Here is a 13587-nt window from a genome sequence, read left to right as displayed (position 1 = left end):
CGCAAGGTTTCCGCTGATTTCACTTCATCAATACATTGATTAAACACTTGGCTAAAATCAGCATTAATATGTTTACGCCCTTCCGCATAAGCCACTTTTGCTTTTAACATTTTGATAAAAGGTTCAAGCTCACGATATTTTTCAGTGCGATCTTTAGCGGTTTGAACACGATCGTTCCACATCGCTAATTCATCATAAAATTTGCGTAATTGTGTGGTTTTATTCGCTGAATTTGTAGATTTAATCTGTTTTGCAGCATTTTCTGCAATTGATGAAAAAATCTCTGCACTTTTATTTTCACCAAATTGGATCTTCATAAATTCTCCTACTTACGGATTTGATAGAAATAGTTAAACAATGGAATTTTGAAAGCATTTTGATAACGCTCAATCCCTTTACCTAATGAAATCGAAATTTCATCTAATGCCCTCTGGCGTTGCTCTTTTGGCAATTTATCCACCACATAACGTGCAGTTTTGTAATAAAAACGGCTACGCCACATTGTGTTTTCAATGTTTTTATCATCGCCTGCTTGTTCAGCAAAATAAATCAGTGAATAAAGGTAAGCGGTTGAAATCTGATATGTTTTTGCTAAACGCTCAATTTCATCTTTAGCTTCATTCAATTTCTGCCATTTATCCCAAGCAATCGACTGCTGATAAATCGTGACCGCATTTTTGCCGTCCACCGCTTTCGCTTGTTCAAGAGCCTCTTCCGCCAATTCCCCCATTTGTGGCATCGGCATACCCACTTTTGTCATCACCATTCCGGCAGAGAAATGAATACCTTTATTACCCGCCACATAACGAGCGAATGCCTGTTGCATTTCGTGGGCGAGTTCTTGGGTTTGCTTCCACGCACCGATTAAAAAGAAATCATCACCACCAGCAAAAACGGTATAAACATTCTTGAATTTTTCAGCACAAATCGCCGGCAACCAAAGGCTAAAAAATTGGTTCATTTGGCGAGAAAGTGCCGCCATTTTAGCTAAATTAGGCTGTTCAAAACCTTTTTGGAAAATTTTGCCAAGGTTATCCACATCGCCTTTAAGCGTCATTAAAGCCACTTGCCCTTGCATTTCGCCTTTTTCATTTGGAATTCGATGTGTTTCAGCTAACTCATCAAAAGGAATAATTTTTTCTGCTTGATAAGGTACATAACCGTTAATGTAGCGGCGTGCATAGCCGTGCCAAATGTCATCGCTCACTTTCTCCGGCAATCCAAAATCCCAAAAACGCAATGCATTTACTCGCCCAAACTTACCGCTGATTTCTTCACTGCGTGTAAACACCACTTTAAAACCAAAAATCGATAATTTTAAGCATTTAGTGCGTTCATCTGTATAAATATCGCTATTCTCATCACAAATTAAAATGCGATCTTTTTTCACTAAATGTTCGCCAATCAAAATTTGATCCGCAGAAATCACTGAAAAACCCGATTGCTGTGCTGGAAAATAGCTATTTAATTTACAAACACCGTAAGGATATTTGATATTTTGCACACTCTCTGTACTTGCCAATAAATCCAAACGCTGTAATTTAATTTTCTCTAATGCTTGGAATAAACTATCACGCAGTTGCGTAAAATTGCCTGCCATAAAATCATTTTGGTGTGCGGTTATTGAAGCAATACCCAAACCAATCAAACCATAGGTATTTTCTACAAACCAATGGTTTAATTCGTTTTTTACATTTTTTATGGCGGTTTTCACCGCTTGCGTATTTGGGGCAATAATTAAAAATTTACCCGCTGCATTCATTATTTGGCTAGTGCTTGGTAAACCACATTCTTGCAATACTTTTAATGCCGCTAATTCGGTAAATAACGACACCTGAAACGAACGCCCACGCAATAATTTTGCTGCTTGTTTATTGGTTTCACTACCGCCCGAAAAAATAAAATCTTGAATACCAAAAAAGTCCCCTTGTAGCAGTAAAAATTCGCCATTTTCCGCTTTATCATTTGCTTGTTCGTATAAATAGAGTGCGGTGGCTAATGCTGTGGTTGCTTTGCTGTAATCATAAAGGGAAATATCTTCAGCATATTTAGATGGGATATTACTAGTAAAAATTTGGAGAGCAGTATCAAAATGATCTAACCACAATTCAGGATTGTGTCGATGGCTTTCAGGAATCAACTTCAATGCATCAATAAATTGCTGTTCAAGCTGCTCCCTACTTCCCATTTTATTCGTATTTGGAAAAATAGACTCTGCATTCACTATTTGCAAAGGATAAAAATGAGGAATAGTATCCTTATTTTCACCAAACTTAAATTGCTCAAATAGCGTGCAAAGATGTGATTGGGAATGAGGTTCTAACTCTCTGCCTAATTGACCTAAAACCAATTTTTCTGCACATTTGATAAAAGAATTATGAGAAAACTCCTGATCACCAAACGGAATATTTGGTAATTTTTCAGTATTAATCATATCTATCATTTGGGAATATAGTGCCTGAAAAGCGAAAGAGTAGATAGAATGGTTACTTGTCTTGTTCATTACTTACTCCATACAAAAATTTTTATTCAGTATAAATTAAGAAAAATGAATTTGCCACGAATTACAAATTTGTATTTTGCAAAATATCAAATGTTCTAAAGAAAAACCCCAAACATTTGATCTGCACCCCAAAAGTTGGACTAAACCACCAACTGATTAAGGTGCAGATTTTTTATGACTAAATACAACCAATCTTTCAAACAACAAGTGATCGAATTTTATCTTCAAAACGGGAAAAATCGGTCGCTCACCCGTCAGCATTTTCAGCTTGCCAAAACAACATTAGAGCGTTGGATTAACCAATATAATCATAATGGAAACAATGGGTTAGCTGTTTTAGGTAAAAAGCGGATTTACTCACCCGAATTTAAATTATCCGTTGTACAAGCGGTCAAAAACGGACAATTTTCTGCAAGAAACGCTTGCTTTCATTTTGGGATTGCCAATTCAGGTATCATCAGTCAATGGTTGCAAGCTTTTGATAAACAGGGTATAAACGGTTTATTTCCCAAACTCAAAGGTCGTCCGACAATGAAACCGAAATACCCGAAAATGCCACCACCACCCCAAACCGAAGAAGAACGCTTGCGTTATCGCATTTTAGAATTGGAAGCGGAGAACGCCATCCTAAAAAAGTTGCAGGAACTCAACCAAGAAAAAATGCGGAAAAGGCAGGTCTCGTAAAAAGGTTGCGAAATCACTTTCCGCTTGAAATGCTATTGCAACTTATCGGCTTAAAACGCAGTACGTTCTTTTATCATCTTGCCGCTAAAGTGGATAAAAATGCCGTGATTGAGCAGAAAATAGCTGAAATTTATCACGAAAATCACGGAAATTATGGTTATCGCCGTATCACGTTAATGCTGAGAAAAATTTGGACGATTAACCACAAAAAAGTCCAAGCGATAATGCAAAAATTGGGTTTGAAGGGAAAATGCAAACGCAGAAAATACCGTTCGTATCAAGGGGAAGTCGGTAAAATTGCAGACAATCTGTTGGGACGCAATTTCCAAACCACCAAGCCCAATGAGAAATGGGTTACTGATATCACGGAATTTAAATGTGCGGAAGGCAAGCTCTATTTATCGCCAATCAAGGATTTGTTCAATGGTGAAATTATCGCCTATGATTTAGCAGCCCCCCCAATTTTGAGCAGATTAGCCGAATGATGACTCAGGCGATAGCAAAGCTTAACGGTGCAAAACCGATACTGCATTCTGACCAAGGTTGACAATACCAGATGGCAGGTTTTAGGGAAATTTGTCGAAAAAACGGCATTACGCCAAGTATGTCAAGAAAAGGAAACTGCTTGGATAATGGGACGATGGAAAGTTTTTTCGGGCGACTCAAAACGGAATGTTACTTTGGCAAGAAGTTTGAAACATTTGCCGAACTGAAGAAAACTATTCACGCCTACATTCATTACTACAACAATGAGCGTATTCAAGTGAAACTAAAAGGACTCAGCCCTGTGGAATACAGAACTCAGTCCTTGAATTAAATGAGTCTAACTTTTTGGGGTCAGATCAATTCTAAGTTCAGGGTTTTATGTAGATAACTTATTATTTATGATCTAACTCGGCTTTATATTCAGTGTGGCCTTTTTCCACTTCAATATCGACATCTAACTCTTGGTTACCACGCACAAATTTTAAATCGGCTTCGTGTTTTCTGATGTCAGATTTCACAACTTTAAAGTCGTATTTTTGAGCGTGAGCGGTGGCTTTTTGAGCTAAATCTGCCACATCGCTACCTTGCAAATGGTATTCCACTTCAAATTCATCTGCTTTATTTTCAGACTTCACTAATTTACCTTGTGGCTGGTAGATTTCGTTTGGAATGGTGTTAGCAAATGCTGCGGCAGACATAAAAGGGGCTAAAATTAAAAGTGATTTTGTTAAGTTTTTCATTACTATCTCCTATTGATAAATCAAAATCTATCATTAAGACTTTATAAAATCAATAAAGTTTCTACAAGCTTTCAAAAAGTTTAAACGCTTGTCCGTCAGACATACTGGCAAGATAATCACAAATTACCCTTGCCCGCTTGCTTTCTTCTGCATTTTGCCAACGCTCACGTACATTATTCGGTAATAATCGCATCGGATCGCTACTTAAAATATCAAATAACTCCATTAAAATGCGTTGCCCTTTGCGTTCTACTCGCTGGGTTTTAGCATCACAAATAACATATTGATACACAAAATCTTTCAGAATTTTCAGCACGCACGCTACATTTTGCGGAAGATAAGCGTTATAACGCAGTAACGGCTCATCAAATTCCGGCAGTTCTAGCCAACGCACATTAGTGATGAAATGGTTTACCAACGCCCCAATCACATCTTTACGTTCATAGCGATGTTGGGAAAACAGTTTTTGGCGAATATCCGGTAACCGCTCTTTCACCCAATCTGATTCACACTCTGCCAACAGTTTTTCCGCATTTTGCCAAGATTGCGGCGTTACCATTCCGCCAACAATTGCATCTTCCAAATCATGTACGCCGTAGGCAATATCGTCTGCCAGTTCCATAATGCTACAATCAAGAGACTTATAGCGGGTTTTGTTCGGCTTTTTAGGATCTTTGTTTTGCTCAACCGAGCAGAATTGTTGCTTATCTTTTTCACTTAAAGGAGCTAAAACCCAATCGAAAAAGTGCTCATCATCATCAAAAATGCCTTTACTTTGAGGGAAATAGTGCAGATTGATGTGGTGAGTATTCTCTATTTCTGCTGGCTCAAGGGGGAAACTTACGGATAATAATGACGGATATTTCATCACACCAAGCAAGGTGCGACGAGTTAAATTCATTCCTGCCTTTTCGGTGTAAGGTTCGAGCTGGGTCATAATGCGAAATGATTGAGCATTCCCTTCAAAACCGCCAAATTCACGCATTTTGTAATTTAATGCCATCTCGCCACCGTGTCCGAAAGGTGGGTGCCCGAGATCGTGAGCAAAGCAGAGCGATTCAATCAGACTACGAGAAGGTAATAAAGCGGTCAAATTTTCTTCATTTTTTGCAAATTTCGGATCAGAACAGACCGCTTGAAAACCATCTTTATCGTCTAATAATTTTTCACGCAAGCTACTGCCGATTTGTGCCACTTCCAATGAATGGGTTAAGCGGGTACGGTAAAAATCGTCCTCGCCCACCGCGTGAATTTGCGTTTTGGCTTGCAAACAGCGAAAGGCTTCGGAGTGCAGAAGTCTTGCTCTATCACGCTGAAACGGCGAACGGTGGTCATCTTCCCGTTTTTTATCGCTCAAATAACGTTCTGTCCAAACTGATGAAATCATTTTTCCTCCATTTTCCACAAAAGGCTTTTCTTATATAATACACCTATTTTCGACTCTTGATATCATCTTAAATGGCTATTTTTTACTCTGAAAAATCTGCAAAAAAACCGCAAAAACCGACCGCTCGTCAAATTGTGCAAATTCAATCTTTGGATTACCAAGGCTTAGGCATCGCCAAAATTAACGGTAAAACCTGGTTTATTGAAAATGCCTTGCCCGATGAGCAGGTAGAATTTAAGGTGGTTGAAGAAAAACGCCAATACGGACGCGGACAAGCGGTCAAAATTCTGAAAAAATCTGCAAATCGTACAATACCGAGCTGTGAGCTTTACGGCAAATGCGGTGGCTGCCAAATGCAACATATTTCGCTTGAATTACAACGTGAGGCGAAACAAAACGCCCTATTTCAACGGCTGCAAAAATTGCAAAGCAAGCCAATTGATTTCCAACCAATGATTATCGGCAACGATAAAGCTTACCGCCGCCGGGCCAAACTCAGCATCGCCATTCAAAACAATGAATTGGTGATGGGCTTTCGTTTGCAAAATTCCAACCAAATCATACCGCTTGCACAGTGTGAGGTTCTGGTTGAGCCGCTTTCTTATCTCTTACCTAAACTGCAAAGCCTTGTGGCACAGTGGAAAAATAAGAAAAAATTAGGGCATATCGAATTAGTACAAGCCGATAACACCACAGCCCTCTTTTTACGCCATTTAGGGCAATTATCGGTACAAGATCGTGAACATTTACTGCAATTTGCCGAACAAAATGTCCTTTCTGTTTTTCTGATGTGTGAAGAAGATCAGATCGACCACCTGTGTGGCGAGCTGCCTTATTATGAAATTCAAGGCTTGAAACTGTATTTTTCTATTCGAGATTTTATTCAGGTAAACGGCAAGTTAAATGAAAAAATGGTGGTAAAATCCCTTGAGTGGCTTGAACTGACTGAAAATGACCGGGTGCTAGACTTATTCTGCGGAATGGGGAATTTCACTCTCCCAATTGCCAAAACCGCCAAATCGGTGGTAGGCATTGAAGGCGTTGAGCCAATGGTGGAACAGGCTCGCTTAAATGCGGCTACAAGCGGTCTAAAAAACGTGGAATTTTACCAAACTAACTTAGATGAGCCTTTTGCCGATAAGCCTTGGGCGAAAGAACCTTTTGATAAAGTCCTGCTCGACCCCGCTCGCAACGGAGCGTTATTTTGTTTAGACCACCTTGCTGCTCTCAACCCCGAACGAATTGTTTACGTCTCTTGCAACCCTGCAACACTCGTGCGTGATGCAGAAAAACTACTGCAATTCGGCTACCGATTAGAAAAAGTAGCGATGATTGATATGTTCCCACACACGGGGCATTTGGAGTCAATTTCGTTATTTAGGAAATAATCGTCATAAGGGCGAAATATTTTTCGCCCCTACGCAACATTAATCTGCAAAATTTCGGTTAAATATGACCGCTTGTTATGGGATTGCGTTGGTGGGTTAAAACCCGCCCTACGAAACATTACTAATGTTTCTGATAGCATAGTAAATAATAAACTATTCCAGCCGTAATCGTACATAACGCCATTGCATACAACATTGGGGCTTCGCTGGTAATCGCAATATGGGAAAGCCCTGCCCCGACAAGTGAGGCAATGCCAAATCGTGCTGTGCCGGCAACGCCGTTTGCGGTGCCTGCCATTTGTGGGTAGCGGTCTAAAATAGCAGCCGAGGCGTTGCTGCCAATGGTGGAAAGCATCCCGATATAAAACGGCACGCCTAACGCCATCGCCCAGAAACCCAGCTCAAACATTGCGGTTAAAGCAAGCCAAATTCCGACTAGCACTTGTAACGCTAAGGCAATTTGCAACATTCTTTCCGAGCCGACTTTAACCACCATTTTGCTGTTGATAGCAGTCATTATCACCATCACCACCATATTTAAGCCAAAGAAGTAACCAAAATATTCCTGCGAAATGCCGTAAATGCCGATGTAAACAATCGAGCCTGAGGTAAGAAAACAGAAAATACCGGCAAAAGTTAAACCGCCAATTAATACATAACCTAAGGTAGGCTTATGCAATAAAAGTTCAGAGAAGTTTTTCAGGCTTTTGCCAAAACTCAGCGGTAAACGTTTTTCTTTGGGCAAGGTTTCGGGGATTTTCCAGCTGATTAACGCCACGCAAAGCAGCCCCATTGCCATCAACACATAAAAAATCGAATGCCAGTGGAAATATTTCGCCACATAACCGCCAATAATTGGGGCAAGCAGCGGAGCGAGCATTGAAATAATCATAATGATCGACATTAAACGGGCAAATTGATTTTTCTCGAACAGATCCCGCACCAATGCCCCAAGCACCACCGCAGGGGCAGAGGCACATAAGCCTTGAATTAAACGCAATATATAGAAAGTGTTGATATTTTCCACTTGCGTGAGGAAATAAGCGGCGATTGCCGAACCAATCAGCCCGATTAAAATAATGACCTTTCGCCCAAAACTATCTGCCATCGGCCCCCAGAAAAGTTGCCCGCAACCGAAACCTAATGTAAACAAGGCTAAGGTGGTTTGCACCTTTTCTTGCGAAACGGCTAGATCTTTGGCGATATCCAAAAACGATGGCAAGTACATATCAATCGCCAAAGGTGGCATCATCGCCATCATTCCCAAAATGATAAAAAAACTGGCGGCAGGTCTTTTATTTTCCATTAGAAACTCTCAATTTCAGTTTGTGTGAGCGGGCGGAATTCGCCTTCGGCTAAGGTTTCGTCTAACACCACATCGCCAATTCGCCAACGGTGCAAGGCTTCCACTTTATTGCCTAAGGCAGCAAACATTCGTTTGACTTGGTGGTAACGCCCCTCGCTGATGGTCAGATTCACATTGTAATCATCTAAAATTTCAAGCTGAGCCGGTAAAGTCGGATCTTTTTCGCCACGCAGTAAAATACCCTCCGCAAGTTTTTCAGCATAAAAATCTTCGACAGGATCTGCCAACGTTACCAAATAAGTTTTTTCGCAATGGTGCTTTGGCGAGGTAATGCGGTGCGACCATTTGCCGTCATCAGTTAATAATACTAATCCGGTGGTATCCACATCTAACCTCCCTGCCGTGTGTAGTTTGGTCATCAACGGATAGTCAAAAAATTGAAACACAGTTGGATATTCACCATCATCATTCGAGCAAATATAGCCTTGCGGCTTGTAGAGCATAAAATACTGCCCCTCTTCCACCCACTCAATTGGCTCGCCTTGGTAGCAAATTTCATCGTCTTGGCTGATTTTAGCCGCTCCGCTTTTTTCAATTTTACCATTGACGGTAACTTCGCCGCTTTTCAATACTTTTGCCGCTTGGGAACGGGTTAAACCGGTATTTTCGGCAATGAATTTATCTAAACGCATAGTTTCTCTTTTCTTTATAATTTACATTTGGACACGTTCCCCTCTTTGAGCCATGAGGGGCTAGGGGAGATTTGGCAGGAGAGATTAGCGAAGAGAATAAACAAATAATGCAAAAATCAACAATATTGATCATTTCAAAAGCTATTTTCTCCGTTTATTACTTCTGCCAAATCTCCCCCTCCCCCTCTTTGCTAAAGAGGGGAGCTATATTCTTTTAAAAATTAATCTCAATTATAGCACAACTTCCCACACAAATTGGCTCTGTTCGTCCACCAACGGCAACGCAGATCCCTGCCATTCTCGCAATAATTGATGCTGCATTAAATTCAATGTATCTAACCCCGGCGTACTGTTTGGGGTGTATTGAAAAGCAAGCCGTGCAAGCTGAGTAAGCCCTAAACTGCTTTCAAGGCTTGAGCTGATAACCGCAGTAATTCCCAAATTGTGGGCTTGTTCAATCAAGGTTTTGCATTTTTCGATTGAACCAATAAGCGTCGGTTTTAACACAATAGCGGTTAAATTTTTCTCTTTTTTTACAAAGAAATTCGGCTCTCGCACAGTTTCATCCCACGCGATCGCAATGTGGGTTTGCTCGGCAAATTGTCGGGAGAGTTCCGGTGTTTGGCAGGGTTCTTCGATAAATTGGATTCTTGGCTTATTAGCATTTGCAATTTTTTCGGCAAATTTAACCGCTTGTTCCAAGCGCCACAGGCGGTTGGCATCAAGCCTGAGTTGTAAATTTGGAAAAGTGTTCAGCAATAGATTTGCTTGTTCGCCCTCGCATTCAGGATCTACGCCGATTTTTAATTTACCAAGCCCAGCCGTAGACTGAAATTTCTCAAAATCACCATAGCATAAAACGGCAGATTGATAATTACCCTGCTCGCCTAATTCGCCATTTAATTCTGCCAACGCACAACTTAACCCAAAGGCAACGGAGGGGAACAGGGAATCCAATTCTGTTTCTTGCCCGAGTTGCCACGCTTTCAACCACGCTTTGGCTTGATGTTCCGCTTGTTCTAACGACTCTTCACTAAAAGTCGGAAGCGGTGTAATTTCCCCCCAGCCGATTTGCTCGTTTTGCTGGAGTTTGACGATTAAACCTTCCCGCTCGGTTAAAGTCTGTTTGCGTAATACCACGCCTGTTTGAATCGGTAAGCGGTAGCAATAAAGCTGAACTTGTCGCATTGATTATCCCCAATCATTTGCAAAATTTAATGATTATTCTACCGCTTGTTGGTTCAAAGCTCTAATAAATTCAAGCGAACTAGTAAATTTCACGGTTTTGGGCTAAAATATGTCACAAATTTTTACAGAAAATTAACGAGAAAAAGAATGTCTAACCAAAAACGAAAAATGCTTGTTACTTGTGCCTTGCCTTACGCTAACGGTGCAATTCATTTAGGTCATATGCTTGAGCATATTCAAGCGGATATTTGGGTGCGTTTTCAACGTATGCGTGGTAACGAGGTGCATTTTGTGTGTGCCGATGATGCACACGGCACGCCAATTATGCTTAACGCCAATAAATTAGGCATTACCCCTGAGCAACTTATCGAAAAAGCCAAAGCCGATCATATTGCCGACTTTGAAGGCTTTAATATCAGCTTTGATAATTATCACTCAACCCACAGCGAAGAAAACCGTGAAATCACCAGCGAAATCTATAAAAAATTGCGTGCGAACGGTTTTATCAAAAGCAAAGTGATTTCTCAGCTTTTCGACCCTGAAAAAAATATGTTCTTGCCAGATCGTTTCGTAAAAGGTACTTGCCCGAAATGTAAAGCGGAAGATCAGTATGGCGATAACTGCGAGGTTTGTGCCTCCACTTATAGCCCGATGGATTTGATTAATCCACGCTCGGCGGTTTCCGGCTCAACACCTGTGGTGAAAGAATCTGAGCATTTCTTCTTTGATTTACCGAGCTTTGAGGGAATGTTAAAAGAGTGGACACGCTCCGGCTCGCTACAATCTGAAATTGCAAACAAAATGCAAGAGTGGTTTGAAAGTGGCTTACAGCAATGGGACATCAGCCGTGACGCCCCTTATTTCGGCTTTGAAATTCCCGATGCGCCGGGCAAATTCTTCTATGTATGGCTTGATGCCCCTATCGGCTATATGGCATCGTTTAAAAATTTATGCGACCGCCAAGGCATAAATTTTGAGGAATTTTGGCAGAAAGATTCGCAAACCGAGCTTTATCACTTTATCGGCAAAGACATTGTCTATTTCCACAGCCTGTTCTGGCCGGCAATGTTAGAAGGCAGCGGCTATCGCAAACCGACTAACGTTTTTGCTCACGGTTATGTCACGGTGGATGGCGCGAAGATGTCGAAATCTCGTGGTACATTCATTCAAGCCAGCACCTATTTGAAACATATCGACCCTGAATGTTTACGTTACTACTATGCGGCTAAATTAAACGACCGCATTGAAGATTTAGACTTCAGCCTTGATGATTTCGTACAACGTGTAAATAGCGATATCGTCAATAAATTAGTGAACCTTGCCTCTCGTAACGCCGGCTTTATCGCCAAACGTTTTGAGGGCAAATTAGCGGATAAATTGGACGATGAAGCCCTATTCAATGATTTCATCGCACAGGCAGAAACCATTGCCAATTACTATGAAAGCCGTGAATTTAACAAGGCTATTCGTGTGATTATGGAATTAACCGACAAAGCGAATAAATATATTGACGACAAAGCCCCGTGGGTAATCGCCAAAGAAGAAGGCAAAGATGCCGAGTTGCAAGCGGTTTGCTCGATGGGCATTGAGTTATTCCGTATTTTAATGAGTTACTTAAAACCAGTACTACCGCAACTGGCAGCACGTTCAGAAGCATTTTTACAGACCACATTAACGTGGGATAATATCGCTACCCCATTATTAGGGCATACCGTTGCACCGTTTAAATCGCTCTTCTCACGCCTTGAGAAAAAACAGATTGATGCGGTCATTGACGAAACCAAAGCATTATTTGCAGATGCTCAAAAAGAAACAAAAAAATCAGAAGAGAAAAAAGGAAAACAAGTAGTGGAAAACCAAGCGGTCGAAAACCAAGAAAATTCTGCAATCGAGCCGATTGCTCCAGAAATCACCATTGATGATTTTGCGAAATTAGATTTACGTGCGGCTAAAGTCTTATACTGCGAAGCTGTGCCAAAATCAGACAAAATGTTGCGTTTTGAACTAGACTTAGGCGACCACAAACGCCAAGTATTCTCAGGCATTAAAGCTGCTTATCCAAACCCGGAAGAGTTAATCGGACGTTTCGTGATCGTGATTGCAAACCTCGCACCTCGTAAAATGTCGTTTGGATTGTCTGAGGGAATGATCTTATCAGCCGGCACAGGCGGTGCAAATTTATTCTTGTTAGATGCAGACAGCGGTGTACAGCCTGGTATGCAGGTAAAATAGGAGAACAGTATGATTCAACAAACTCTTTCTATCATTAAACCGGATGCTACTCGCCGCAATCTTATCGGTAAAATTCTGGCACATTTAGAATCTGCAGGTTTAACGGTAAAAGCACTTAAACGCCTTCACCTCACCCGTGAACAAGCAGAAGGATTTTACGCAGAACACAAAGGCAAAGAATTTTTTGAGCCTTTAGTAGAATTTATGACTTCTGCACCTATTGTGGTGTCAGTGCTGGAGGGAGAAAACGCGATTTCGCACTATCGTGATTTAATGGGGGCAACTAATCCGGATAATCGTGAAAAAGGTACCATTCGTGATCTTTACGCCTTAAGTATGCGTGAAAACTCGGTTCACGGTTCTGATTCAGAAGAATCGGCAAAACGTGAAATTGCTTATTTCTTCGTGCCGAGTGAGATTGTGTAATTTAACTAAGGGCTAATGACGTAGGGGCTAATTGCATTAGCCCCTACAAGATTAAATATACTCTACGCCGACAATATCAAATTCCACTTTACCGCCAGGCGTGGTAATACTCACAGAATCATCAACTTCTTTGCCAACTAAGCCACGAGCAATCGGCGAATTAACAGAAATTAAGCCCTCTTTGATGTTCGCTTCATCATCACCTACAATGCGGTAGGTAACTTCTTCATCTGTTTCTGCATTAACTAATTGCACTGTTGCACCAAAAATCACTTTGCCATTATTGGTCATTTTTGTTACATCAATAATTTGAGCGTTACCTAATTTACCCTCAATTTCTTGAATACGACCTTCGCAGAAACCTTGCTGCTCACGGGCGGCGTGATATTCCGCATTCTCTTTTAAATCGCCGTGTTCACGGGCTTCGGCAATGGCATCAATAATCTGCGGGCGACGCACATTTTTCAAAAAATCCAATTCTTCACGCAGTTGCTCCGCACCACGCACAGTCATAGGAATTTGTTTCATTAAGTCTGTTTCCTTACTAAAAATTAT

At 41.0% G+C, this 13587-nt stretch carries 11 protein-coding genes and 1 pseudogene; 4 read left to right on the top strand and 8 right to left on the bottom strand.

The features are described from left to right. Together csm2 and cas10 are read right to left on the bottom strand one after the other, a co-directional pair. The coding region (gene csm2 / locus ACJHV0_RS01605) for a type III-A CRISPR-associated protein Csm2 (protein WP_483133191.1) at positions 1-317 on the bottom strand (317 nt) is incomplete at its 3' end. Positions 318-325: 8 nt separating this feature from the next. After that, positions 326-2503, bottom strand: a complete 2178-nt coding sequence (cas10, locus tag ACJHV0_RS01600) for a type III-A CRISPR-associated protein Cas10/Csm1 (RefSeq protein ID WP_483133190.1) — start codon at positions 2501-2503, stop codon at positions 326-328. Positions 2504-2677: 174 nt separating this feature from the next. On the opposite strand from cas10, the pseudogene ACJHV0_RS01595 reads away from it, so the two are divergent. Further along, positions 2678-4004, top strand: a pseudogene (locus tag ACJHV0_RS01595) (IS3 family transposase). Between the two features lie 61 nt (positions 4005-4065). On the opposite strand, the gene ACJHV0_RS01590 reads toward ACJHV0_RS01595, so the two are convergent. Continuing rightward, the gene (locus ACJHV0_RS01590) at positions 4066-4413 is read right to left on the bottom strand and encodes a hypothetical protein (RefSeq protein WP_483133189.1); all 348 of its coding nucleotides are present in this window, start codon (positions 4411-4413) and stop codon (positions 4066-4068) included. Between the two features lie 61 nt (positions 4414-4474). Then, complete coding sequence (locus ACJHV0_RS01585) at positions 4475-5800, bottom strand: anti-phage deoxyguanosine triphosphatase (protein ID WP_483133188.1); 1326 nt, start codon at positions 5798-5800, stop codon at positions 4475-4477. A gap of 71 nt (positions 5801-5871) precedes the next feature. On the opposite strand from ACJHV0_RS01585, the gene rlmD reads away from it, so the two are divergent. After that, positions 5872-7188 carry a 23S rRNA (uracil(1939)-C(5))-methyltransferase RlmD gene (rlmD, locus tag ACJHV0_RS01580; protein ID WP_483133187.1) on the top strand — a complete coding sequence of 439 codons (1317 nt, stop codon included), beginning with the start codon at positions 5872-5874 and terminating at the stop codon, positions 7186-7188. A 121-nt stretch (positions 7189-7309) separates the two neighbouring features. Here the strand turns inward: rlmD and ACJHV0_RS01575 are convergent, their stop codons facing one another. From ACJHV0_RS01575 to menC, 3 genes are all read right to left on the bottom strand, one after another. Continuing rightward, entirely contained in the window at positions 7310-8494 is a 1185-nt protein-coding gene (locus ACJHV0_RS01575) for a Bcr/CflA family multidrug efflux MFS transporter (protein WP_483133186.1), read from the bottom strand. After that, positions 8494-9186 carry a 16S rRNA pseudouridine(516) synthase RsuA gene (rsuA, locus tag ACJHV0_RS01570; protein WP_483133185.1) on the bottom strand — a complete coding sequence of 231 codons (693 nt, stop codon included), beginning with the start codon at positions 9184-9186 and terminating at the stop codon, positions 8494-8496. The genes ACJHV0_RS01575 and rsuA overlap by 1 nt, the downstream gene beginning before the upstream one ends. Positions 9187-9417: 231 nt before the next feature. Continuing rightward, on the bottom strand, positions 9418-10374 hold the full coding sequence (menC, locus tag ACJHV0_RS01565) for an o-succinylbenzoate synthase (RefSeq protein ID WP_483133184.1): 957 nt from the start codon (positions 10372-10374) through the stop codon (positions 9418-9420). Positions 10375-10521: 147 nt separating this feature from the next. Between menC and metG the strand changes: the two genes are divergently transcribed. Next, on the top strand, positions 10522-12606 hold the full coding sequence (metG, locus tag ACJHV0_RS01560) for a methionine--tRNA ligase (protein WP_483133183.1): 2085 nt from the start codon (positions 10522-10524) through the stop codon (positions 12604-12606). Between the two features lie 9 nt (positions 12607-12615). After that, positions 12616-13032: a nucleoside-diphosphate kinase gene (gene ndk / locus ACJHV0_RS01555; RefSeq protein WP_025235737.1), complete on the top strand. Its 417-nt coding sequence runs from the start codon at positions 12616-12618 to the stop codon at positions 13030-13032. Positions 13033-13083: 51 nt separating this feature from the next. Here the strand turns inward: ndk and greA are convergent, their stop codons facing one another. After that, on the bottom strand, positions 13084-13560 hold the full coding sequence (gene greA / locus ACJHV0_RS01550) for a transcription elongation factor GreA (protein WP_025217005.1): 477 nt from the start codon (positions 13558-13560) through the stop codon (positions 13084-13086). Positions 13561-13587 lie beyond the last annotated feature (27 nt).

Source organism: Mannheimia sp. (assembly GCF_056854775.1).
Note: the sequence above shows the minus strand (reverse complement) of the source record. Positions and strands in the feature narration are given on the sequence as shown.